This is a genomic window from Mucilaginibacter sp. CSA2-8R, from assembly GCF_038806765.1.
GTDB lineage: Bacteria > Bacteroidota > Bacteroidia > Sphingobacteriales > Sphingobacteriaceae > Mucilaginibacter.
In genome coordinates this window covers 3,161,361-3,184,251 of record NZ_CP152389.1, presented here as the reverse complement: position 1 = coordinate 3,184,251, position 22,891 = coordinate 3,161,361, and the positions used below count along the sequence as shown (strand labels likewise).

The 22,891-nt window shown below is 46.6% G+C and carries 23 protein-coding genes; 15 read left to right on the top strand and 8 right to left on the bottom strand.

Annotated elements, in window-relative coordinates; genetic code table 11:
- The first annotated feature begins 438 nt into the window (after window positions 1–438).
- Window positions 439–2,088, top strand: a complete 1,650-nt coding sequence (locus tag AAGR14_RS13555) for an RICIN domain-containing protein (RefSeq protein WP_342644758.1) — start codon at window positions 439–441, stop codon at window positions 2,086–2,088.
- 501 nt (window positions 2,089–2,589) lie between these two features.
- Window positions 2,590–2,775: a hypothetical protein gene (locus AAGR14_RS13550; protein WP_342644757.1), complete on the top strand. Its 186-nt coding sequence runs from the start codon at window positions 2,590–2,592 to the stop codon at window positions 2,773–2,775.
- Here the strand turns inward: AAGR14_RS13550 and AAGR14_RS13545 are convergent, their stop codons facing one another.
- Both AAGR14_RS13545 and AAGR14_RS13540 read right to left on the bottom strand, forming a co-directional pair.
- Window positions 2,776–3,762 (bottom strand): DUF6438 domain-containing protein, encoded by a 987-nt coding sequence (locus AAGR14_RS13545; RefSeq protein WP_342644756.1) that lies wholly within the window; start codon window positions 3,760–3,762, stop codon window positions 2,776–2,778. It lies immediately after the preceding gene.
- 59 nt (window positions 3,763–3,821) lie between these two features.
- Entirely contained in the window at window positions 3,822–4,031 is a 210-nt protein-coding gene (locus AAGR14_RS13540) for a hypothetical protein (protein ID WP_342644755.1), read from the bottom strand.
- 316 nt (window positions 4,032–4,347) lie between these two features.
- Between AAGR14_RS13540 and AAGR14_RS13535 the strand changes: the two genes are divergently transcribed.
- From AAGR14_RS13535 to AAGR14_RS13520, 4 genes are all read left to right on the top strand, one after another.
- Window positions 4,348–6,294: a glycoside hydrolase family 97 catalytic domain-containing protein gene (locus tag AAGR14_RS13535; protein ID WP_342644754.1), complete on the top strand. Its 1,947-nt coding sequence runs from the start codon at window positions 4,348–4,350 to the stop codon at window positions 6,292–6,294.
- Between the two features lie 642 nt (window positions 6,295–6,936).
- Complete coding sequence (locus tag AAGR14_RS13530; RefSeq protein WP_342644753.1) at window positions 6,937–7,443, top strand: hypothetical protein; 507 nt, start codon at window positions 6,937–6,939, stop codon at window positions 7,441–7,443.
- A gap of 141 nt (window positions 7,444–7,584) precedes the next feature.
- Window positions 7,585–8,628, top strand: coding sequence for a hypothetical protein (locus AAGR14_RS13525; RefSeq protein WP_342644752.1), 1,044 nt, complete (start codon window positions 7,585–7,587; stop codon window positions 8,626–8,628).
- The gene (locus tag AAGR14_RS13520) at window positions 8,628–9,197 is read left to right on the top strand and encodes a hypothetical protein (RefSeq protein WP_342644751.1); all 570 of its coding nucleotides are present in this window, start codon (window positions 8,628–8,630) and stop codon (window positions 9,195–9,197) included. The genes AAGR14_RS13525 and AAGR14_RS13520 overlap by 1 nt, the downstream gene beginning before the upstream one ends.
- Before the next feature lie 798 nt (window positions 9,198–9,995).
- Here the strand turns inward: AAGR14_RS13520 and AAGR14_RS13515 are convergent.
- On the bottom strand, window positions 9,996–10,490 hold the full coding sequence (locus tag AAGR14_RS13515) for an SMI1/KNR4 family protein (protein ID WP_342644750.1): 495 nt from the start codon (window positions 10,488–10,490) through the stop codon (window positions 9,996–9,998).
- Window positions 10,491–10,543: 53 nt separating this feature from the next.
- Entirely contained in the window at window positions 10,544–11,260 is a 717-nt protein-coding gene (locus AAGR14_RS13510) for a DUF4288 domain-containing protein (protein WP_342644749.1), read from the bottom strand.
- Window positions 11,261–11,561: 301 nt separating this feature from the next.
- On the opposite strand from AAGR14_RS13510, the gene AAGR14_RS13505 reads away from it, so the two are divergent.
- Both AAGR14_RS13505 and AAGR14_RS13500 read left to right on the top strand, forming a co-directional pair.
- Window positions 11,562–12,443 (top strand): GyrI-like domain-containing protein, encoded by an 882-nt coding sequence (locus AAGR14_RS13505; RefSeq protein ID WP_342644748.1) that lies wholly within the window; start codon window positions 11,562–11,564, stop codon window positions 12,441–12,443.
- A complete protein-coding gene (locus tag AAGR14_RS13500) occupies window positions 12,440–12,922 on the top strand; it encodes a VOC family protein (protein ID WP_342644747.1) in 483 nt (160 codons plus the stop codon). Before AAGR14_RS13505 ends, AAGR14_RS13500 begins: the two co-directional genes overlap by 4 nt.
- A gap of 148 nt (window positions 12,923–13,070) precedes the next feature.
- Here AAGR14_RS13500 and AAGR14_RS13495 read toward each other — a convergent pair whose 3' ends face one another.
- Window positions 13,071–13,694, bottom strand: a complete 624-nt coding sequence (locus AAGR14_RS13495; RefSeq protein WP_342644746.1) for a hypothetical protein — start codon at window positions 13,692–13,694, stop codon at window positions 13,071–13,073.
- Between the two features lie 424 nt (window positions 13,695–14,118).
- Between AAGR14_RS13495 and AAGR14_RS13490 the strand changes: the two genes are divergently transcribed.
- The 4 genes from AAGR14_RS13490 to AAGR14_RS13475 all read left to right on the top strand — a co-directional run bounded on the left by AAGR14_RS13490 (window position 14,119) and on the right by AAGR14_RS13475 (window position 17,075).
- Complete coding sequence (locus AAGR14_RS13490; RefSeq protein WP_342644745.1) at window positions 14,119–15,120, top strand: aldo/keto reductase; 1,002 nt, start codon at window positions 14,119–14,121, stop codon at window positions 15,118–15,120.
- A gap of 57 nt (window positions 15,121–15,177) precedes the next feature.
- Entirely contained in the window at window positions 15,178–16,128 is a 951-nt protein-coding gene (locus AAGR14_RS13485) for a helix-turn-helix domain-containing protein (RefSeq protein WP_342644744.1), read from the top strand.
- A gap of 356 nt (window positions 16,129–16,484) precedes the next feature.
- Entirely contained in the window at window positions 16,485–16,763 is a 279-nt protein-coding gene (locus AAGR14_RS13480) for a type II toxin-antitoxin system RelE/ParE family toxin (RefSeq protein ID WP_342644743.1), read from the top strand.
- 12 nt (window positions 16,764–16,775) lie between these two features.
- The gene (locus AAGR14_RS13475) at window positions 16,776–17,075 is read left to right on the top strand and encodes a HigA family addiction module antitoxin (protein ID WP_342644742.1); all 300 of its coding nucleotides are present in this window, start codon (window positions 16,776–16,778) and stop codon (window positions 17,073–17,075) included.
- Between the two features lie 15 nt (window positions 17,076–17,090).
- Here AAGR14_RS13475 and AAGR14_RS13470 read toward each other — a convergent pair whose 3' ends face one another.
- The 3 genes from AAGR14_RS13470 to AAGR14_RS13460 all read right to left on the bottom strand — a co-directional run bounded on the left by AAGR14_RS13470 (window position 17,091) and on the right by AAGR14_RS13460 (window position 19,145).
- Window positions 17,091–17,720, bottom strand: a complete 630-nt coding sequence (locus tag AAGR14_RS13470) for a hypothetical protein (RefSeq protein WP_342644741.1) — start codon at window positions 17,718–17,720, stop codon at window positions 17,091–17,093.
- Window positions 17,721–18,279: 559 nt separating this feature from the next.
- Window positions 18,280–18,687, bottom strand: a complete 408-nt coding sequence (locus tag AAGR14_RS13465; protein ID WP_342644740.1) for a hypothetical protein — start codon at window positions 18,685–18,687, stop codon at window positions 18,280–18,282.
- Between the two features lie 104 nt (window positions 18,688–18,791).
- Window positions 18,792–19,145 (bottom strand): hypothetical protein, encoded by a 354-nt coding sequence (locus AAGR14_RS13460; protein WP_342644739.1) that lies wholly within the window; start codon window positions 19,143–19,145, stop codon window positions 18,792–18,794.
- Between the two features lie 444 nt (window positions 19,146–19,589).
- Here AAGR14_RS13460 and AAGR14_RS13455 point away from each other — a divergent pair, with 444 nt between their 5' ends.
- The 3 genes from AAGR14_RS13455 (at window position 19,590) to AAGR14_RS13445 (ending at window position 22,866) form a co-directional block, all read left to right on the top strand.
- Complete coding sequence (locus AAGR14_RS13455; RefSeq protein WP_342644738.1) at window positions 19,590–20,168, top strand: TetR/AcrR family transcriptional regulator; 579 nt, start codon at window positions 19,590–19,592, stop codon at window positions 20,166–20,168.
- 116 nt (window positions 20,169–20,284) lie between these two features.
- Window positions 20,285–21,079 (top strand): SDR family oxidoreductase, encoded by a 795-nt coding sequence (locus tag AAGR14_RS13450; protein WP_342644737.1) that lies wholly within the window; start codon window positions 20,285–20,287, stop codon window positions 21,077–21,079.
- Between the two features lie 320 nt (window positions 21,080–21,399).
- The gene (locus AAGR14_RS13445; RefSeq protein ID WP_342644736.1) at window positions 21,400–22,866 is read left to right on the top strand and encodes a TlpA disulfide reductase family protein; all 1,467 of its coding nucleotides are present in this window, start codon (window positions 21,400–21,402) and stop codon (window positions 22,864–22,866) included.
- Window positions 22,867–22,891 lie beyond the last annotated feature (25 nt).

Here is a 22,891-nt window from a genome sequence, read left to right as displayed (position 1 = left end):
GCATCACATAAGGATGCTAGACAGTTATTACAATGCACCGTTAAAATAAAGCGTAAGTTTGACATTTATAAAACGTTGTCCGTCTTGCAGTTAATGTAAAATTTGAAACATATTCAATCTAGGTAAATTGTTTTAGCAAAAAATGGCGTCTTAAAAGTGCTGTTTCATGTGCCTATACTTAAAATGTATCTTAAAAGTCTGTAAATCAGTTATAAAAAAGTTTTATAGTGGTTGCTGTTTATTTGTTTGGTTGCATATATTTACCATACAGTTGCAGCATAGCTCATTGCAGCAAAAAGGAATAACCATCCTTTGATACAGAATAATTCAATTTTTAGTGATTTAATAACGTTCAAATAGTTTTATATAAGTTTTAGCTAAATCGATTTTTCATTTTGTTGTGTATTAACCATTGTAAATAACCACCAATTATTAATTATGAGAAAAAGCTTTACTTTTTTAGTACTGGCAGCTGCTTTTGCCACACACAGCTGTAAACGTCCGGCCGATATTTTACCTGCCAATGCCCAACCCGCCGGTATGGCCAAAGCCACCATGGCTATTACGTCAGATTATGGCGAGTACAAAATTTCGTGCGTAACGGGCGGTAAGTTTTTAGAAGTTACAGGTAACCCCGGCGCTAACGAAAAGTACCTCGATCAGCAAAAAATTGTACAGTTTGGCGCCACTGCTGATGATGAACGCGATGCCTGGCAGCGCTGGTATATTATTTACCGTACCACGGTAAACGGCGTAAAGTACTATCATATCCGCAACTCGTTTAGCGGCAAAATTTTAGATGTGCCCAGTGCAACTACCACCTCCGGTACACAGTTGCAGCAATATGCCGAGTTTCCGGTACTGGCCGACCAGCAGTTGTGGCGTATTACCGAAATTGGTACTACCGGGCAGTATAACATCATTAATAAAGGTAATGGCCTGGCACTGGCCAACGCCAACGGCTCAACCAGCAACGGTACAGCTATAATACAAGAAACACCCAACACCGATAACCGGCAACGCTGGGTGCTAACCCAACGCACGCCCAGCACTTACCGCGACGACCAGGTGGTGCGCTTTTTTAACCGTAACAACCCCGCGCAGGGCTCAGTAGCGTTTGACCAGGGCAACAGCATTCCGCTTACGTGGAGCAGCAATGCCGGCAAGGTGCTGTGGGTAACGCAGGATGCTACTGATGGTTCGAGGCTGTTATCAAATAGTATGTTTGCCTGCGGCGATATTATTGATTATGGTAACTCGATGCTGGTGCAGCCATCAACCACTAACTGGGCCAGTGATGCGCCCAACGTTACCCGCAATGGCAGCAGGCGGATATGTGATATACAGCCCGGCGATAGCTTTGCCTGGCCCGGCCCTGGCGTTGAGATTGGCAACCATGTATACGTACAAGTAGGCGAGGGGCAGGGGCTATCCATAGCGCGGCAGTCGCTCTGGGATATTACCGAGGGTACCGGCAACGCCTGGACCGGCGTGCGTACTACACCAGCCAATATGAGCAATCAAACCGCTATCAATTACTCAACCGGCATGATTAAGGGTATTGACGGATATGTATATGCCTATGGGTTTCAAGATACCGGTTTTGGTTTTTCATCCAATATTTACCTGGCCCGCTTCCCGTCAAGCAACCCTCAATCGTGGACTTTCTGGAACGGATCGGCTTGGGTAAATACACCGGTAACGGGTAATACCTCCCGCGTAACCGATGCGCTGGGCACCAGCAATATTGCTTTTGTAAATAATAAATACGTACTCATGACGATGGACCAGGGCTTTGACTGTTCGGACCAGCGGAACATTTACATCGCTACATCATCAAACATTACCGGTCCGTTTACGGCGCGCACCAAAGTGTATACCATACAAGAAAACCTGAATGGTGGCTACGCCCGGTATTATACACCGGTGGTACATCCCGAGCATGCCAACGGGCGCAACGAGCTGCTGCTTACTTATTGTTTAAACTTTAGTGCCTGTAATAAAGGCGACTGCAGCGGCTCTTATAAAGACCCCTACTTTTATAGAGTAAAGGGTATACGCGTACCATACGCTAAAATAGGGTTGTAAAGATTTAGCAGGATGTGCCTGAAACCGGTATGCCTTGTTGATTCATTAATTTTTTTAGTGAGGGCCGGCGTAAGCCTAAATCCGGTGATGCGCCGGCCTGTTTACCAGGTATGTTATCCATACCATAGCATGCGGGGTTATGTAAGCCTTAGTGCCATTTGTTTGCTTTTTAAAAGGCGCCTTAGTGGGCGTGGTGTTCATTATATCAATTGTTTTAGTTGTTTAGGTTGAATTGGCTGTGGTGCGAGATTGCAGCCATTTTATTAAATCTCCTCACCTTTATTTAGTATCAAAAAACTGGCGCACATCGGTATTAAACTAACTTGTGTAAAGTGCGCCTGGCGTTCATAATTACAGTAAAGTGCAAGGTGGAAAGGGATTTCAAAATTCTTTTCCTGTTTTTAGGGAAAAACGGCTGCAGTGCGAGACTGCGGCCGTTTTTATGATGTAAGAAAAAGTTTTTACCACTACCTGTGCTTAGCTGGCGGCCGGTATAAAAATGTGAACTTCACTTACCCGTTTGTTTACTCATTCACACCTCAACAGCACTGTTTTTATATTAATCCAAAAATCGAAAATGAAGCCAGGCTACGGGCCATTTTTCCGCAGATGAAGGGCAAACTAATCATCCCCACCTTTGGGCGGCCCATAGTTACGCCCGATACCCGTTTACAGGCAAAACCTTAATTAATGCCAAACCTCACTGGTTCTTAAATCAAACAATAACTTGTACAAATGCGATAAACCGAAGGTGCCCCGCAGGCCATAATCATCAATGGTTTTAACAGACCCGTTTGCCAGGCTTATTTTAAGAATTGCGGTTTGGTCGTCTGACCACGTTACTGCATAACTGCTTTTGAGTTGCCGCAAACGAATGTAACTTAGCAAACCTGTTATCTCTTTAAGTCTGTCGGGCGCTATGATGCCGGTTTGCTGGGTTTTTTTGGAAGTCCAGGCAAGCGGTTTATAAATGGCTTTACCATCAGACCTGATAGTAAGCTCAAAATCCGAGTTACCTGCCCATGCACCAAAAGTTTTTAAATAAATGGTATTTACAGCTATGGGCTGTGGATGGCGATTATATTCAACAAAACCACCAAACTTGTAAATAAGCGTGTTTACCTGTATATGATCGAGGTTATTCAATATTTGCCGGGTGGGTTCCTCCTTAATATAATAATACAGCAGTGCAGGCTGCTGGCCAATAGCGGCAACACGGGCCAGCTCACATGTGTAAGATAGGCTGCGCTTTAGGTTGTGCAGTGTAAAGCCGCGAGGTCCGTCGTCCATAATGATGTATGGTTGAAAGCGGCTGTTATCTTCATGCAAGATAACAAACAAGTCGGTTTTGCCGTCTTGGTTAAAATCGGCCTTCTGCCAGTTTTTACCCTTCCAGCGCAAGGCTATGCTGTCGCAATTGGTGTTTTGATTGATGAAATCGGTTGAGGGTGCCACGGCTACCAATTTTTTAAATTGGTAAAACTCTTTAACAATACGGGTGGCAAATAATTCCACATCGTGGTCGGTTTGGAGGCTGTCAATAGCGTTTGCTGCCCATAAGCGGTTGCCGGTGAGTAAAAGCAGTAAAAGGATGAGGCAGCGCATAAGTTTAGGTAGGTGCATATTGTAGTTTAACGCTTTTGGGTATTTCAAGTTCTCTTCGTTTTTGCTCATGCTCGGGCAGGGTGAGCGGGCCCTGTACCTTTTTCTTGCTGTGTACAATAGTCCAGTAGTTAACCGGGTTTTTGAAAAACCGATTGATAAAAGGGATCGTGCTTTAAAATGCTGTCGGCTTTAGTATCCATTTTTACCCGCTCGCTTTCAGTGCTGTCAGCGTGTTGCTTTGAATCCGTTAATAATTCCGAGCCAATCATATCTTTAAAACCCTGGTAGTTCGGCTTTTGCTTTACTACAATAAAGTTGCGGTTATAATCATAAGTCACTAAATATAAGAATCAAGAGCCAAGAATCAAGAGCCAGGATGGGGAATTTGGAGTCACGAATACAGACGTAGAGAAAAGTAATTCATTTATCGCGAGAAACAAGATTTCTCTCTATCGTTCGGAATGACAGGATTGGCGGGAGAACCAAGAGCCAAAAGTAAATTTCGATCGGTCAATTCACTCATTCGTTCATTCAAGATTCACTCATTGACTTGAAAATTCACTCATTCACCACCCACTCATTCGCTCATTGCCTTAATTTTCCCTTATCTTGGCACCATAATCCTAACCAACAAAACACACTTATACCCACTTCATGAAAAAAGCGTTTGCGTTATCCGTCTTCATTCTTTCGTGCACGGCGCGGCTTTGGGCGCAGGATGCCACCGTATATAGTCCTGATAAACAAACGGCCCTCAGTTTCAGGCTGCAGGGCGGTAAGGCCCAGTATGCCGTAACCTATAAAGGCAAAACCATGCTCGATAACTCGCCGCTGGGGCTGCAAAGTAACGAAGGCGATTTTGCGTCGGGCCTCAAATTGGTAGGCAAAACTGAAGGTAACGTAGACCAGCAATACACGCTCGATAGGGCTAAGGTGTCACAGGTGCATTATGCGGCTAACAAGCTTACGATCAACCTGGAAAATGCGCAGCAGCGCAAAATCAGCATCGTTTTCCAGGTGAGCGATAATAACATTGCCTTTAGGTACGAGCTGCCTAACTGGAAAGAAACCCTGAGCTGCGTGATACAAAGCGAGGCTACGGGCTTTAAGTTTCCGGCCACAACCACCCGCTTTTTAGCGCCCATGATGGGGCCAACTGCGGGCTGGTCGCGCACTACGCCAAGCTACGAAACGCCTTACACGGCCGACGCGCCGCTGGTGGCCGCCAAGCCGCATGCCGATGGCTACGTGTTTCCAGGACTATTCCACGTAGGCAACAGCGGCTGGGTGCTGGTTTCAGAAACCGGCGTGCGCAGCCTGTATTGCGCCTCGCAACTGAGCGAAGGCTCGGCCGATGGTACTTTCAGTATTAAATATCCGGATCCTAAACAAAATAACGGCTTTGGCAGCACCGGCGCAGCTATTGCGCTGCCCGGCGTAACCCCGTGGCGCACCATTACCGTGGGCACCGATTTAAAACCCATCACCGAAACCACCATTCCTTTTGATGTGGTGGAACCGCTGTATGCCCCCTCAAAACCATACACTTACGGCAAAGGCACCTGGAGCTGGATTGTTTGGCAAGACCCCAGCATGAACTATGCCGACCAAGTGAAATTTATTGACCTAGCCGCCGATCTTAAATTTCAGTACATTTTGATAGATGCCCTTTGGGATAAAAACATAGGCAAGGAGCGCATGCAAGAACTCATTAAATATGCCCACAGCAAAGGCGTAGACGTGTTTTTGTGGTACAACTCAAACGGGCCGTTTAACGATGCACCGATGGGTCCGCGCAACCGCATGAATGCCTCGGTTGAGCGCAAGGCCGAAATGCGGTGGCTGCGCGACCAAGGCGTTAAAGGCCTCAAAGTCGACTTTTTTGGCGGCGACAAGCAGGAAACCATGCGCTTGTACGAAGACATCCTGACCGATGCCAACGAGTACGGGCTAATGATCATCTTCCATGGTACCACCTTGCCGCGTGGCTGGGAACGCATGTATCCCAACTATGTGGGCAGCGAGGCCGTGGTAGCCTCCGAAAACCTGATATTTTCGCAAAACGTGCGCGAGGCTGAAGCCTTTAACGCCACCATGCATCCGTTTATCCGCAACACGGTGGGCAGCATGGAGTTTGGCGGCGTGCTGCTCAACAAATACCTCGTAAAAAGCAACACCGACAAAAATAAACGCTTGACCACCGATGCCTTCCAGCTGGCTTCCTCGGTACTGTTCCAAAACCCGGTGCAGATGTTCGGTATCACGCCCAACAACCTGACCGACGTACCCTCCTTCGAGATTGACTTTATAAAACAAGTACCTACCACCTGGGACGAAACCCGCTACATTGACGGCTACCCCGGCAAATACGCCGTGATTGCCCGCCGCCACGGCAGCAAATGGTACATAGCCGGCATCAACGCGCAGTCGGCCCCGCTCAAACTCAACTTAAAGCTGCCCATGCTATCCGGCCAAAGCGTAAAAGTTTATGCCGATGGCAGCGACAAGGTTACTAACGCTAAAGACCTGACTTTGAAAAAAACAGGCACTACTGAGGTTACCATTCAGCCAGGCGGGGGCGTGGTGTTGGTAGGCCAATGAGAGAACTAAAGCCAATGAGTGAATTTTGAATGAGTGAATGAGTGAATAAAATCCACCGCGTCATTGCGAGGTATGAAGCCATCTTTTTAAGTTGAGCCAGCGTTTAGGCTAAATTGTAGCACAGTCATACCCGCTGCGAATGTCCTAAAAAGATGGCTTCGTGCCTCGCCATGAAATGTGTTTAAAAGAATGGCTCTTGGTTTCTCATCCAATCTCGTCATAACAATGCTGGAAGCAGCCTGAGGTTGGTGTTATCACCATTGGTGTTGGGAACAGTAAAAAACTTATGACAGTCGTGCTGAATTTATTTTAGCATCCTACCAGGCGGTCCACCTCCAAGACGTTTATACGAAATTTTACTACTTAGCGAGTGAGATGCCGACCGTCGTCGGCATGACGGCGGGGATAAGTAAATCTTCCCAACACTCATAGTGTTATCACCAACTTCCTGCAAGGCAAGAAAAAAGATAGCCGATTGATAACACCAACTTACCGCCCTTAAAAAAAATCGTACGTTATATACCAAGCAACCGCCATTTCTACATGACATTTAACAAGCCATTACACTATTTTTTTTACATCACTTGTATCGCCTTGTTTTGCAGTTGTTCGGGTAATACATCTATCGATCAAGGTATGCTAATGAAGATCGATTCGATTAAAATAATCACCGACGTAACTCAGTCTGAAAGTTTACCTGTGATTGAGTTTAAGCTGAAAGTGATAAACTTCACGAACAAAACAGCAGTGTTATTTACGGGGCAGGATTACAATCTGCATTTTGGCGATACTTCCAGCTTTTTTTCGCTAAAAATTGCTAAACCGGACAAGGATCTGCTTATCAGGCAACGCTATTTTTTAGACAACGCTTTAGACACTGCATTTAAAATACTCCATATCACAAAATTGCCGAGAAGGGATATCTTGATAAGCCCTCATCAGAGCGAAACCATTTCTGTTTTTAAGGATTATAACGCGCCCGTACATTTAAGCGAAGCTAAGCAGCTTCTTTATTATCTCAACCATTGCAAAATAACCTATGTTAATCGCGCAAATATCGACAGCCTGAAATCCATCTTTAAAGATTGCCTGATTATAAAAAACCTCCAAACCAACAGCATTGATCATAAACTTCATGACTTAAATTAGCCGCTATCTCGGCAACCTAACGCCTTTATAGGCTGAAGTTTGTGATCACTAACCTACCGCCAGACAGGAAAACCGCTGCCAAAAGTATGCCGCTGCTATTTAAATCGCTATATTGAACGCATGCACTAGACCCACGCCACCATGACTCATCAACCTGCCGTCAATCACCGCCCATACTTCGCCTTTGGCTTTGTTATCACTGCTTTTGCAACCATTGTCTGGCTGGTAAAATCGCCTGTATTTCATCAAAACCCGTCAGCATTGTCGGCCGCCATCACGGTCGATTTGCTATTAACCGTGCCGCTCATTTATGCCTGGCTCATTCACAAAACCAGGGTAAGCAAGCTAACCGTCGCACCGCTGGTGATGGCGGGTATGTTTTCGGCATCGTACCTGGTACCGGCCGGGCATCAGCAGTGGCTGCACCTGTTTAAGCTGTTTGGTTTTCCGCTGATGGAAATCGCCTCGTTAACGCTGGTACTACGAAAGTTTATGGCTGTGCGCCGGCGGTTTGGCCAGGGTCGCGCTGCCGGGGGCGATTTTTTCGACGTGCTGAAAAACGCCTGCTATGCCGCCTTGCCGCGCACGCTGGCTGCCGCGCTAACATCCGAAATTTCGGTAATTTATTATGGTATCTTCAACTGGAAATCGGGTAAGCCTGCCCGCAACCAGTTTACTTATCACCAAAACAGCGGCACCCCGGCCTTGCTGGGCTGCCTCATTTTCCTGATTTTGATAGAGAGTGCGGCCATGCACCTGTTGGTAGCCCGGTGGAACCATACCGCCGCCTGGATATTGTCGGGCCTGAGCGTGTACACCGCCCTGCAGTTTTTTGGCTATGCGCGGTCGCTCTCAAAACGGCTGATCAGTATCAACGGCGAACAACTGCAGTTGCGTTACGGCATCATGGCCCAAACCCATATCCATACCCAGCACATTGGCCGGGTGGAGCAGTCGGGCCGCGATTTGCCGGCCGATGCGGGCACCCGCAAACTATCGCCGCTGGGGCAGTTAGAGGCACACAACATTATCCTCCACCTAAACCGCGACCACGTATTGCACGGCCTGTTTGGCAAGCGTTACCGTGTGCGTACCCTGCTGCTGCATGTAGACGACCCTGCTCGCTTTAAGGCCGAACTGGATTTGACGAACAACACCGGTACCAAAACACCATTAACTAATTGATGAAGCTGAACCTTAGACAAACCAAAACCCTCATTTACCTTTTAGCAGCTACCGTACTGGGCGCACTGGCTACGTATTTTTCGGACGATCTGTCTGCGATGGCTGCGTTATCGCCACCTGTGTTTTTTAGTTTGGGACTGTTACTGAGCAATCGGCCATATTTACAGTCGGGTGCGGCGTATGTGTACCTGCCGTTCGCGTTTTTCTTGCTTTATTTTCTGGGTTACGGCACCGCGTTAGCTACTGCATCATTACTCACGCCCAACACCTTATACCAAAACATGGCAGCCGTTTTAGCCACCCTCACCATTGCCTGGCTCATTACCTGGGGTACGCTTAACCAGCTGATAGTTAGTTACCTGCAGCCCTTACTTGTTGTAGTACTGGGTGTAGCCGGCAGCCTGCTTTTAGACTGGCTTAAGTGGTGGTTGCTGGATTCAAAACTCCCCATCCTAAACCCTGCCGGCGAAAACCTGATTCTAAACATCGTCATCATGCAGTTTTCGCTCATCATCATAATTTTGTCGATGATGGGTAAAGGGGAGGAGGCGTATGCCGACAGGTCGTAGGGCTTGTAAAATAATTGAGGTGGTTTTTGGTGGTAGCACTGATTTGCTAATAGTTAAATTTATGATGTTTTAACTTGGCAGATAGTTGCTGCCGGTATTTTAAATAGGCTTCGGGATTCCAACTTTAGTTGTTATAATGGGGCGTTAAAATTTAAATTCTTTTGACAGCAATGGCGGTGTCACCGACCTCCAACCAGAAAGTAAAAGTCTGTTTGCTTACATGTAAAACAGTTTTATTAAATTAAACCATTCACTTTTAACTCATAGGTTAACGTGTAAATATACCGTATTTAACAAAAAGGCATACAATAAGCTATTTATAGAGAAGGTCAGAGATGAACAAAGTGAAAAACTTCATCATATTATACACAAGCCTCATTTTGGTTGAAAGTATTCTCTGTTTTTTGCTTTTGTTTTTGGAGTCGAGAAACTTTAGCGCCAATATTAGTGGTGCTATTTTGTGTAACTTTTGGAGGGTAATCTTTTACGGTATACCGTTTATTATAATGTATGGATTGTTGTTTAAGCACCTATACAACATCAAACTGTACAAACCATTATTGTATTCGATTTTCAACGTTGTGGTTTACGCTGTACTGTCCGTCATGTCAAGATTTATTTGGGGCAAAAATGTTCCCCTTCCACCAGAGGGATTAATGTTTTGGACAACCTGTGTATCCGTAATTTTAAGTCCCTTGATTTTAGGACAAATACCCTGCTTTTATAAATTGATGATGGGTCTGTAGCATCTCAGCTTCAGGTCGTTTTTATCACTGACATCTTGCTTGTAAAAACCCATCAATCGTTAAAAAATAATTTTTGCGAATCCATCAAACACAAGGAAACAAACTCATTAAACGAATGAGCCATTAATTTAATTTCTTGGCCGCAGCGTATGTAAATATCATTAGATGCGGTTGGATGCTGATAAAGCTGAATGAGGTAGTCAATTAAGTGAACCTGGTAATCAGCAAAAACGTAGCAATGGTTTGGGGTATTGTTCGAGGTTACAGCAGAAGGTAGATGGTAAAGTTTGGGAGCGGGTTCGTTTTCGCTCATAAATCCATCGAATGAGTAAAAATCGAAGAGGCCGTCGTCGTAGCCGTTGGAACCGTTGACGGATGTAAAAAAAGTTCGCATATCGGGCGGGATTAGCAGCCCGGTTTCCAATTCAAAGGAATTCATTTCGTGGTCGGTAGCAAGGGCAGGGGCATCCTCCCAGTGCCAGGCGTCTTTAAGTTTGAATATTGGCCCCCCGGCCTCCTGAGGGCCTAGTCTTTTTAATGGCGTCATGCAGCTAATTTATCAATTTTTCACAGTCTTATATTGCTTTTAATATTCGGTTATTACTCTTTTGGCCTTATTTTACGCGATCTTAAATGGGAGTACACTTCTACGCCGTCCGGATTGTTCAGGTCTTGTACCGACCTGATGTCGGTTTCATAATAATCGTCGAAACTCTCAATGTTCCAGCTCACCAACCTGCCGTCACTGTTTAAGTAAGGCTGGCTGTAGCTTTCTTTAGTTTCTTCGAGCTTTGCAATGGCGTCTTCGCCTGTTTTGGCTTTTACGATTACCATCCGTTCTTCCACCTTTTGCATACCGGTGGTAAAACCTTCAATTGCTACAGCCACGGTCATTTTTACGCAAAAAAAGGAAAGTGGCTTTTTATGGCGCACCTTTCGCGCACCTGCTACCTGATTAATAAAAATACTGCCTACAAAGTCCAATTCTGCAATTGCAGCTAATGCCAAAAACGGATGACGGGCTTTGATGCCCCTCGGTTTTCTCGACGTGCTGATTATAGTGAACGATGGAAAAAAGCCGGTTGCAAGCAGTTTTTTTAACTTGTCCCGCTGGTCTTGCTTAATTTTCTTTATTCTTTCTGCAGGCGCTAAGTCCAGCATGGTGCGGTAGTCGGGGTACATCAAGTGGATGCTGGTTTCGATAACTGTACTATTATCAAAATCGGGCTTAAAAGCCCAGTCGCTCAAGTTGCTTATTTTTTTCATCGACATTACCCCGAGCCCCATAAAGAGGGAGCTTTTGTTTAGCGGCGTCATAAGGCTAATTTATCAATTTTACCGGTTCAATAATAGATTTACTAATACACGAAAGCCTCCCCGCTACCGCAAGCCTCCTGGCTTGTGATTAGCCTGCTATTATTATAAAACGGCACATCCTGTTAGCGGGACGCTTTCGGCAGCGAACAGGTTAAGTAGCAGTGCAGCAAGTAGATTCAACCCGCTGCTTTTGGCAAGCTCTTCGATACATAAAAACCGGCGCTTAAAAAGGCAGGCCACATGCAATACTTACTTAAAATATGCTTATTTAGCTTATCAATAATTAGTTATCGGTACGGGCATGCATTTAGCTAACGAGGTTTACAGGGCGCGAATTAACAAAGTAATCGATTTTATACAGGCACACATCCACGAGCCTGTTTCTTTAGCGCAATTAGCTGATGTAGCTTGTTATTCGCCATTCCACTTTCACCGGGTGTTTACGTCGGTTACCGGCGAAACCGTAAACCAGTTTACCACCCGTGCGCGCTGCGAAAAGGCCGCGCGCCTGTTGCGCTTTTCTAAAAAAACCATTTCGGATATTGCCCTTGCCTGCGGTTATTCGTCTGCGGCTACGCTAACGCGGGCTTTTACCGGGTACTTTCAGGTGTCGCCGGGTGCATACCGAAAAGGCGAAGCATTGCAAAACAGCAAGATTGGCAAAGACTTACTGGCAGTGCATGTCTATCATTGCAACCGCGAGTTCGAGGTTAGCATCAGGCGGCTTCCCGAAAGGAGAGTTGCCTACATCAGGGTTACAAATGCGTTTAAAGAAGGTGTGGTGCTCGATGCTTTTAGTGCTTTAGTGGCTTGGGCCAAAGCAAATGGCGTATACGAGGCGCAGACAATTTTTGGCATGTCGCCCGATGATCCGGAGGTGACACCCAAAGGCAAATATCGTTACGATGCCTGCATAACGCTTCCGGCAGCTTTTAAACCTGCCCATGGCGCGCCCATAAGCACTACCACTTTACCTGCATGTACTTATGCGGTGGTTAGGGTATTGGGCAATTTGCAACTGGTTGGCCAGGCTTTTAACTACCTGTTTGACCGGTGGCTGATTAATAGTGATTATGAGTGCGACACGCAGCCCGGCATCGAAGAGTATTTGAACAAAACGCTTATTGGCCGCTGGGATTATTTTGAGCTCGACCTGATGATACCTGTTAAACGTTTAACATGACAGACAGCAAAAGATATATATCGCTTACCATCATCGTAGCCGCTTCGTTTTTGGCGGGCTATGCATTTAACACTACTGTGGTAACCTATCAAGCTAAAAAAATGAAAAAAGTAACCGGCATTGGCGGCATTTTCTTTAAGTGCCATAACCCTAAAGCCATAAACGAATGGTATAAAAAACACCTCGGCTTTGATACCACACCCTACGGAACCACCTTTGAGTGGCGCGATGCCGAAAACAGTGCCCAAAAAGGTTTAACCCAGTGGAACCCCTTCCCGGCGGATACCCAGTATTTTGCCCCGTCCGACAAAGATTTTATGATCAACTACCGGGTGCAAAACTTAGAAGCGCTGGTGGCCGACCTTAAAAAAGAAAACGTAACCATAGTAGACCAGATCGAAACCTTCGACTACGGCAAATTTGTACATATCCTCGACCCCGAAGGCAACAAAATACAATTGTGGGAGCCGGCAGAGTAACGCCACCTAAATCCTGGCCGAAGGCGAGGACTTTAAGAAGCATACTTTTATTCGATTCTGCAAAATCAATGAGTCAGTAAATTTTGGTCTTGCGCTTGGCGTATAACGTCGTTCATCGTTAATGAGTGACACGGTTTGCAAGAAAACGTTATTCGGGTGCAGACCTGTCCGACAGGTTTTTGACGATAAACAGGTCAAATTCGTTAGTCAGTTCATCGCAGCTTTGGCTCAGCTTATCGGTAACGGCTTGTAGTTCTTCATTGTCTTCGGCCATAATTTTGAGTACCTCTATCAACCCGGCAATATTAGCTAAGGGGCGCCTCACATCATGCGATTGTTGCCGTGCCACGTTAGTGAGCGTGTCGGTTAAAAACCGGATATGTTCGCGACGCGATTCAAACGCCGTTATATCGTAACCTATGCCAATAACCCCCTTGATACTGCCATCAGCCAAAATATTAGCTTTGTACTCCCAATAAGTAATAATATAACCGCCTTTGCCATCCAATTTGCGCAGCGTGGCCGGAAAGGTATGAGTAGGGTGTGCCATGCATTTTTTATAGGTAGCCAAACTCAGGTCATAATCATCAGGGTGCAGCGCAATAGCTGCCGATCTGACGTCGGTGTTGTTGTAAAATGTACTGTGGCGGTTAATAAAATGCTGATTTAGGTAAACATACTCATCCTGATTGTCAATATGAACCAGGTAAAAGTTAGGCGAATCGGCCAGGAGCGTTATTACTTCCTCAAACGAAAAGTTTTTCAAAAACATATGGTCACCGTTGGTGCAGGCTGCACTGTTATATGGCTAAGTAAGCAAAATTATTCCCTATTTGTTTGTAACTTCCTGGTTGTAGAGGTGCAGAGCTAAACTATTCATCAACTCAAGTTAGTTTTATATTATGATAAGCCAGGCTAAAACTTGCGTTAAAAAGGGGTTCAGCTAAGCTGCTGCAAGGCTCCTGCTCATCGCCTTGATCATACGCCGCCAACAATAAACTCAACAGCGCACTCAGTATAATATGAACGCTTGCCGCAACTTAGGACAGACCAAGTCCACCCCGCTAATCAAAACCTCCCCTTCAGGGGGCTGGGGGGCTTGGCTTAGGCTTGTCTATGGATACAAAAATCCGCTCTACGGACACACCGCCATGCCACCAAAGCTTCACCTTTGTATCAACAGAAAAACACAAACCATGAAAACAGTAAAATTAGGAAGCGAAGGCTTACAAGTGCCCGAGGTGGGTTTGGGCTGCATGGGCATGACCACCCTGGCCGGCAGCGATATTTATGGCAAGGCCGACGAGGCCGAGGCCATTGCCACTATTCACCGCTCGCTCGAGTTGGGCGGCAACTTTTTAGATACGGCCGATTTGTATGGCCCGCTGCTTAACGAGCGGCTGGTGGCCAAAGCCATTAAAGGCAACCGCGACCGCTACATTATTGCTACCAAATTTGGTTATGAGGTGGGCGACGACGAGCAGCTGACCTGGAACTTTAACGGCTCCAAAGATTACGTTAAAAAAGCGGCCGAGCGCTCGCTTAAAAACCTGCAGACTGACTATATTGATTTATATTACCTGCACCGGCTTGACCCGAATACGCCTATCGAAGAAACGGTAGAGGCCATGGCCCAGCTGGTAAAAGAGGGTAAGGTGGGCTACATCGGCTTGTCGGAAGTATCAGCAGCTACCATCCGCAGGGCGCACCAGGTGCATCCCATTACGGCCGTGCAAACCGAGTATTCGTTGTTTGAGCGTGAGGTTGAGGAAGCTAAAATTACCGATACCCTGAATGAGTTGGGCATCAGCCTGGTGGCTTACTCGCCGCTGGGACGCGGATTTTTAACCGGCGATATTAAAAATCCGGACGATTTTTCGGCCGACGATTTTAGGCGGCACATCCCGCGCTTTCAGGGCGATCAGTTTTATAAAAACCTCGAACTGGTAACGGCCATCAATAAAATAGCAGCCGAAAAACAGGTAACGCCATCGCAACTGGCCATTGCCTGGGTGCTGGCCAAAGGGCATGTACCAATCCCCGGTACTAAGCGCGTAAAGTATGTAGAACAGAATATTGCTGCGGCAGATATTGCTCTCTCGTCCAGTGAGTTGAACCGTCTGGAAGCCATTGTGCCTTTAGGTACGCCCACCGGCGACAGGTACGATGTCAACACCATGGCCACTATTGACCGGTAAATTTATTTGCGGTGCGCTGTTTAAAAATAAGCGCACCGCTCTTTATCTTTATACCCCATGAGCCAACATCTGCCTCAGCCCGTTAATTCCATTACCGACCACCGGCGTACCCTGGGCCTGCCGCCGCCGTTGCATCCGCTTATTGATGTGTTTAGGATGGAAGATATCCCGGCCAGTCCAGATGGGCGGTCGCGTACGCTGCTGCTTAACCTGTATTGCGTGGCGCTTAAGCGAAAGGTGAGCGGCAAGGTGCAGTACGGGCAGGGGTATTATGATTATGATGAAGGCGTGATGTCGTTTTTTGCACCCGGACAAATTACGGCCAACGTGCCCGATCGGCACCAGTTAGAAGGCTGGTGCGTGGCCTTTCATCCCAACCTGCTGCTGGGCCACCCGCTGGCCCGCAAAATAGAAACATACAACTTTTTTTCGTACGCCATTAACGAAGCCTTGTTTCTGTCAGAAAAAGAAGAAGCCACCGTTACCCAAATTGTGCACAACATTAGTCAGGAGCTTGATACCTCGATTGACGGCTTAACGCAGGAGGTGCTTATTTCGCAGTTAGAGTTGCTGCTGCATTATAGTCAGCGGTTTTATTTGCGGCAGTTTAATACCCGCAAACCCGCCCACCACCAGTTGCTGAGCGAGGTAGACAACCTGCTGGCCGCCTACTTTGCCAACGACCAGCAACTGGCCGATGATGGTCTGCCCACGCTGGGCTATCTGGCCGGCAGGCTTCACAAATCGCCGAAGTACCTGAGCGATTTGCTCCGCAACCTGTCGGGCCGCAGCGCCCAGCAATACATCCAGGATCATCTGCTCGAAAAAGCCAAGCAACTCCTGGCCGGCAGCGACCTCTCCGTAGCCGAAATTGCCTACAAACTGGGCTTCGACTACCCGCAGTCGTTCAATAAACTGTTCAGGCGAAAGACAAATCTGACGCCGCTGGCGTTTAGGGGCCGCCCAGCCAAGCACCCCGGCCCCCTGAAGGGCGGAGTTTTCGATTAATTGGGCGGATTGACCTGTGAGAGTTTTACTGTTGCTTGCTGCCGCAAGCGTCCCGCTTATGGCCCGCTGACAGGTATTGTACTTTTTCATTACAATATCGAGTTAACGACAAGCGAGACGCTTGCGGTAGCGGAAAGAGTTCGCTATTGATTCACTTGAATTAAAAGTACTCCCTTCCAGGGAGGGTTTAAGTGGGGCTCATACTGCCATAAGCCTGCGGCTTGTATAGCGGCGCCAACAGGTTGCCATATTCGACTTTGCATACTTACGGTGACAGACGTGCGGATAAATGTAAACGCTAAAAAGTTTATGGCAAAATTCTTGTAATGCGTCATATAACGCGTTACATTTGTGTAATGGTCGAAAGTATTCGTCATAAAGGTTTACTGTTGTATTATACTGCAGGGAGCGGAGCTAAATTGCCGGCCGGTCAGTTAACCAAAATATCACGAATTTTTGATATGCTGGATGCCGTGTCATCCGAAGATGATATCAAACAAATGGGGTTAGGTGTTCATAAACTAACCGGTAATTTAAAAGATTTCTGGTCGATAAAAGTGACTGCTAATTACCGGATCATCTTTCGGTTTGAAGATGGAAATGTTTACGACGTTGATTACACAGACTATCATTAAAACAAAAAACGTATGTTGAAACGTAAATTACCGCCAAACCATCCCGGAATCATCCTGAAAGAGATGTTTATCATTGAGCATGCACTTACCATTACTGAGGTGGCTGAGGGTTTGGGGATGGCCAGGGCAAACTTATCGGCCATTGTTAACGGGCATACCGGCATTAGTCCTGAGTTGGCCATTAAACTGTCAGAAGCCTTCGGCAATACAGCCCAGTTTTGGGTAAACCTTCAAAACAACTACGAGTTGTGGCATGCTGAGCAAAAGGTAGACCGCAACCGCATCAAGCACTTTTATAAAGTTAGTGCTTGAGGTTATAAAAAAGTATCAGCCGTTTTTTGTCCCGCAAGCACTTTCCATTAGTCTGCCTCTGTATAATATAGGTAACATGTTGTTTTGCAATGGTTTAAACGGGTCGTTCAGTAGCCTAACTGCAGGCTTGTCAACGTTTACCTCGTATTGGTAAACCTGCACATAACGCGGGTTTTCGCTTTGGCTTTCGTAGCAGCTAACCATGGCGTTATATACCGCTGGTTTAGGGGTAGGATCTAAAAATATCTGGATGTCGGTATGTTCCTTTTTGAGCTGATTTCTTTTTTTGATGATGAGTGGCTCTTGATTCAATAAGGCAATCGCTTTGTTTTGTACAACCAGTTCGTGGTTGTAATCTTGTTTGTATTGCTTTCTCCAGTTGTTGCCAAACCGGGCATCCATAGCATCATCAACTTTGCGGTTATGGCGGGTAACACTATCCGTCAGGCTCTTGGTCACCACGCAACCTGCAACCGATTTATCGGTGAGCCCCCACTTTTTCGATAACACCGATTGTACATTCTGCGTCCTCATATCCTTGGGCAAACCGTAAGAAAGATGGGCCAACGGCGCTTTCCGGTTCCAGACCAACGGTTTGTCGCGCGATCCGTCTTTCGATTTACACGAACAAACAAGCGTAATCAAAAGAATAAATGCAGGTTTAATAATGAATTTGCTGGTCAACATTTTGCGATTTATCCCTTATTGAGCAACAAGATAAGCATTTATCGGCTAAACAGGCGGATACTACTTGTACAAATGCAGACGTCCTGCAACTGCTGATACACAATAAGCTCAAGCACCCCAACCCCCTTTAGGATGCAGGGGCCTCTTGTCACCCTCCCCAGCTTCGGCCGAAAGGCGGGCAGCACATGCCAGCCATGTGTGGTTGCAAAGGCCTTTTAGATTTTGCAGGCGCGGGGCCTAAGTGGGCAACGGCGCAAAATATAAACAGCCTGTGGTGATGTCCGGCTTTGCAGGGTAAAGGCCTTGAGCGCAGAGAAGCAAGCGGGAGGTGACTTGAATTTTGCTTCTTTGTTTCAAGACAAAGAAGTAGCCGCTCCGGCAATGAGGAGACGAAATAATTAAAGCGCCACTAACTTGAGTTATAAATGCACAACCGAACTTACTTAGCATGTGAGACACCAAAATGAATTCCGCATCGACTGCAGAGAAATACAAGTTACAATGTAGACTTCCGTCATCAACCATTACTCGTAACATAAGCCAACATAGCATTGGCTTTACTCTGCAGATTGTAGTGTTTAAAAATTAATTGTCCGATAAAAGGCCACGACATCACACTTATCAAGAATTCGTGCTCTGTAAATCCAAAATAACCAAAGAGGAGACATGCTGCGCCAACCCAAGCGTATTCAGAAAAGCTAATAGGGTAGAAGTCGAGTGTAACAATAGTGCTGTCGTTATTTTTGATGATATCAAACCGGCCGTTTTCAACCCTTCGCGCATATTCCCAGTTACCCACAAGTAGGCGGCCATCATCGTTATCAAACGAGATGCTTACCGGGGTAACGTCTAAAATACCATATCTCTCCTCACGTAGCCTCGAGACTATGTTTTCGATGATGGTTTCCGTTTTAAGCGTCGACACCTGGACTATTTTGTAGCGTAATTTCATATCGGATAGGGGAGCACTAAGCTAATCAAACCAAACTGAAAGCTGCTATGTTAGGATGAAGAAGCCGGTGCCGACAGCTATGGAGTTATAGTAATTTTCCAGCCGGCTTTCTTCAATGCATCTTCGGTAAAGCGAAGCTGCTTGATATATTTATGCTGGTTAATCAATACAGCTATTGGTAGTCGCTCCTCATACGTCTGCAAGCTATCGGTGTCAAACACATAAATATAAAGCACTTTAGTTTTCCCATCTTCAATAAAGTCATGCCAGGCGTTTTTTCCACCGTTTTTAGATATTGCTTTTGCAGAATCCGGCTGTATCTGTTGATCGTCGCCCGTGTAAAAAACAACAAGGTTTCCCTCCAGAGCCGGTGTTGGACTGTTCTGATAGTCAACGGAAATCGTCTTATCCAGTTTGTTAACAACAGTCAAGTCGCTGTTAATGACGATATCATAGCATCCGACAGCTATTAAAACGATGAAAAGGAGAGGCAGGAGAATATATGGTTGCCTAGATTTTAATAGTATTTTCAGAGTGGATAAAGTTTAATTTATAAAGGTACCAATAGTAAACTGATCTATTGTAACTCTTTACATAGGTTACAACATAAAGATTCCGGTCAGCGGGCCACAAGGCAGCACCCCCCCAACCCCCTGAAGGGAGAGCCTTTGAATCGCTCGGAAGACCACCAGCCAGGAGGGTTGTAGTAGCGATTGGGGCAACCCAACTAATCAAAAACTCCCCCTTCAGGGGGCTGGGGGCTTGGCCTGGGGGCCTGCGCTTCGCCTTTTCTCTCCCCATTGTCATAAAATACAAATCTAAAACGGACGTTTCACAATTGTGTTACCTTTGAGACGACGAAAATTAAGTAACTCATGGCCCGCAGTGTAGAGTTTGACCAGGAAGCAGCAATTCAGAAAGCGATGGAAGTTTTCAGGAAGAAAGGCTATAGTGCTACCTCTATGCGCGACCTTACCGAGGCGATGCAAATTAACAGCAGCAGCCTGTACAATACCATTGGCGATAAGCAGGAACTGTTTGTGCGTGCCGTGCAGTGTTATACCGATTCGCGCAAACGCGACCTGGACGAGCGTGCTGCGGCAAGCACATCGGCACTCGAAATCCTGAAAAACTACATCGACTACTCGGTGTACAACATTGTGAGCGAAACTGATGGTTGTATGGCCGTAAAAATGGCCTTTGAGGTAGCTACCAGCGACGAACGTGTAAAAGCGGTACTCAAAAAAGACAGTGATAACCAATACGAGTTTATCCGCAAGCATATTGCGCTGGCGATGGAGCAGGGGCAAATAGCTAACGATGAGTCGCCCGAATTGCTGGCCGACTATTTTCTGAGCACTTGGTCCGGCTGGAACGAATCGTACATTTTGCATAAGGATGTAGACAAGATAAAACGCATGGCCCGCTACTTTATCAGGCAGCTTTCTAAGTAAAGCCTTTTTTTTACAATAATTTAAAACAAACGTTTCAGAAATGTAAATATCTTTTGCTAAACCTTGTCCAATTTTGAAACAATCAATTCAGAATAATAAATTAAAAAACCAACAACATGGAAACTAACACCCATCAATGGCATGATTTAAGCGGAAAAACCGCACTGGTAACCGGCGGCACCAAAGGTATTGGCCAGGCTATTGCCCAACGACTGGCCCAGGCCGGCGCCACTGTGATTGTAAGCGCCCGCACCCAGCCTGCCGACGGCGGAGACGGTCATCATTTCATTGCGGCCGATTTAACCAAAGCTGAAGATGTAGCCCGGCTGGCCCAGCAAGCAAACGAGCAATTTGGCGGTATCGACATCCTGATTAACAATGTAGGCGGCCTCACTACGCCGCCCGGAGGCCACAGCGTACTTACCGACGCCTTGTGGGAGCAGGAACTGCAGTTGAACTTAATATCGGCCATCAGGTTAGACCGCACCCTGATACCGCAGATGCAGCAAAAGAAAAGCGGGGTCATTATACATGTGTCGTCGGTATCGGGCAGGCAGGCCTTGTGGCATTTAAACATGGCCTATGCCGTATCAAAAGCAGCACTTAATGCCTACAGCAAAGCCCTGGCTACCGAGCTGGCCCCGCAAGGCGTACGCGTGTTAACCGTGGCCCCGGGCGCCACCAAAACCCCGATGATGGAAGGCTTTATCCAGCAGTTTGCCACCTCACAAAACCTGAGTTACGATGATGGCTATGCCCATTTGCTCAAGGAGATAGGCGGCATACCAATGGGCCGCATGGCCGAGCCCGACGAGGTAGCCGCGCTGGTACACTTCCTGGTATCACCATCAGCCGCCTACCTCACCGGTAGTATTTATGCGATTGATGGCGGCTCATTGCAGGTGGTGTAAGCCCCCAGCCCCCTAAAGGGGGAGTATCCTGTCGCAAGGCCTCGCTATAGAAGAAACAGCTCTACCTAAGTCCTCCCCGGAGGGGAGGACTTTAATTAGGATAGGTAATACTATAATTTTTGAATTCTCACCGCTGCTGCAAGCCTCCGGCTTGTGGCCCGCTAACAGGTAAGCTTGTAGGTAGACCGCCTGGTAAACCATAAGCCAGAGGCTTGCGGCAGCATTGAGGCTGGGGTTGCTTCCCATAATGGGGTTGGGGATTTGCGTTTTTGTGATAATCTCCTATATTTGGATAAACTAAATCCTTAGTCGATTCGCTAATGAAAAACCTAACCTTTGTTATCCGCCCATTGATTGCTGTTTTGCTCGTTGTTTTTGTTGCCGGCTGTAAGCAGGATAAGCCATCGTCTCACCAACAAAAATTGGTAGTTGCTGCGCCTCGTAATGTGTATTTATTGGTAGATACCGGTAAAAATGCAAAAGAGAGTTTTAAAGACATCCACCTGTATTATCACGATTTATTTGGCCGCGGGCATATGCCCAATCTTACCGGTAGCGAGGTTAAGCTGCCGTTAAACGCACCTGCTATGCTTATTAATGCCGATGCCAGGCAAACTTTTTTTTGGGTTTACCCCGGCGAGCGTGTGCATCTGCGCTACACCCGTACCGATTCACTGCAACTGTTTATTCCCGGTAATGAGCGGCGTACCCGCGAGCTTGATTTTTTCAGGCAGCTGGTACAAAAAACGGGTTGCATTTATTATATGTTTACCATTATGCCTTACCACCAAAAGGTAGCCAACCTGCAGGCCCTGCACGGTCAGGAAAATAGCATTAACCAGGTAAAAAACACCCGTTTGGATTTTTTAAAAACCTATGCATCACGTTATAAAATGAGCAATGGCTTTACCAGGCTTGCAGCTCATAATATTAAAACTGCGGCTATTTATGATTCGTTGCTGCTTTATAATTATAACCGGCCCTGGCTTATAAAACAAGGCGTTTACCAACAGCTGGCCGAAGCTAAAATATCCGGCCTCGAGGCAATGGGTTACCAGCCTCACGCTTTATTTTACGCAGCTTGCCAAAAGGCAGTTGATTTTGGGATGGGTAGCGCATTTCATGGCCGCAAGCGTTCTGACACTGCCTCGTTAAGGCGGCAGTTTAATTATATTGAGCAAAAATACACCGGTACTATCCGCAGTTTTTTGTGGGCCAGTACATTTTACACTGCTGTTTTTGATAATGTGCCGATAGCCAAAGGCTACTGGCAAACCTTTTTTGCACAAAGTTATGATGCAGGGTATAACTCATTAGTGGCTAACCTGATGAAAGGAGCAGTGCAAAGCAAAGCTTTTAAGCCCGGCACTAACCAGCTCATGGGTCGCGACGGTAAAACCACACAAAGCTTTGATGCCATGCTGGCGGGGCATCAAAACAAACTCATCCTGCTTGATTTTTGGGCCAGCTGGTGCGGGCCATGCCGGTCAGAAATGCCTGCCAGTGTAAAGCTGCAGCAGCAGTACGCCGGTAAAAATATCGTTTTTGTAAACCTGTCTACCGATGGTGTGATCAGTGATTGGCAAAAAGCAGCCCAGGAGGAAGGCCTCGGCCCAGCCAACAGCTACCTGCTGCTCAACGCCGACCGCTCGCCACTGGTAAAAAAATACAGCATCTACGCTATCCCGCGGTATATGCTGGTAGGCAAAGATGGCAAAATCATCAGTGCCGATGCACCAAGACCAAGCGAGGCTAAATTGAAAGCATTGATTGACAAGTATCTGTAACTCCCAGCCCCCTGAAGGGGGAGCT

Excerpts from the sequence above, each read along its gene's own strand:
- AAGR14_RS13475 (WP_342644742.1), top strand. The coding sequence starts at position 16,776 with ATGTTGAAACGTAAATTACCGCCAAACCATCCCGGAATCATCCTGAAA.
- AAGR14_RS13505 (WP_342644748.1), top strand. The coding sequence starts at position 11,562 with ATGCATTTAGCTAACGAGGTTTACAGGGCGCGAATTAACAAAGTAATC.
- AAGR14_RS13545 (WP_342644756.1), bottom strand. The coding sequence starts at position 3,762 with ATGAGCAAAAACGAAGAGAACTTGAAATACCCAAAAGCGTTAAACTAC.
- AAGR14_RS13500 (WP_342644747.1), top strand. The coding sequence starts at position 12,440 with ATGACAGACAGCAAAAGATATATATCGCTTACCATCATCGTAGCCGCT.
- AAGR14_RS13510 (WP_342644749.1), bottom strand. The coding sequence starts at position 11,260 with ATGACGCCGCTAAACAAAAGCTCCCTCTTTATGGGGCTCGGGGTAATG.
- AAGR14_RS13495 (WP_342644746.1), bottom strand. The coding sequence starts at position 13,694 with ATGTTTTTGAAAAACTTTTCGTTTGAGGAAGTAATAACGCTCCTGGCC.
- AAGR14_RS13485 (WP_342644744.1), top strand. The coding sequence starts at position 15,178 with ATGAGCCAACATCTGCCTCAGCCCGTTAATTCCATTACCGACCACCGG.
- AAGR14_RS13535 (WP_342644754.1), top strand. The coding sequence starts at position 4,348 with ATGAAAAAAGCGTTTGCGTTATCCGTCTTCATTCTTTCGTGCACGGCG.
- AAGR14_RS13555 (WP_342644758.1), top strand. The coding sequence starts at position 439 with ATGAGAAAAAGCTTTACTTTTTTAGTACTGGCAGCTGCTTTTGCCACA.
- AAGR14_RS13490 (WP_342644745.1), top strand. The coding sequence starts at position 14,119 with ATGAAAACAGTAAAATTAGGAAGCGAAGGCTTACAAGTGCCCGAGGTG.
- AAGR14_RS13525 (WP_342644752.1), top strand. The coding sequence starts at position 7,585 with ATGACTCATCAACCTGCCGTCAATCACCGCCCATACTTCGCCTTTGGC.
- AAGR14_RS13520 (WP_342644751.1), top strand. The coding sequence starts at position 8,628 with ATGAAGCTGAACCTTAGACAAACCAAAACCCTCATTTACCTTTTAGCA.
- AAGR14_RS13455 (WP_342644738.1), top strand. The coding sequence starts at position 19,590 with ATGGCCCGCAGTGTAGAGTTTGACCAGGAAGCAGCAATTCAGAAAGCG.
- AAGR14_RS13530 (WP_342644753.1), top strand. The coding sequence starts at position 6,937 with ATGAAGATCGATTCGATTAAAATAATCACCGACGTAACTCAGTCTGAA.
- AAGR14_RS13450 (WP_342644737.1), top strand. The coding sequence starts at position 20,285 with ATGGAAACTAACACCCATCAATGGCATGATTTAAGCGGAAAAACCGCA.
- AAGR14_RS13445 (WP_342644736.1), top strand. The coding sequence starts at position 21,400 with ATGAAAAACCTAACCTTTGTTATCCGCCCATTGATTGCTGTTTTGCTC.
- AAGR14_RS13480 (WP_342644743.1), top strand. The coding sequence starts at position 16,485 with ATGGTCGAAAGTATTCGTCATAAAGGTTTACTGTTGTATTATACTGCA.
- AAGR14_RS13515 (WP_342644750.1), bottom strand. The coding sequence starts at position 10,490 with ATGACGCCATTAAAAAGACTAGGCCCTCAGGAGGCCGGGGGGCCAATA.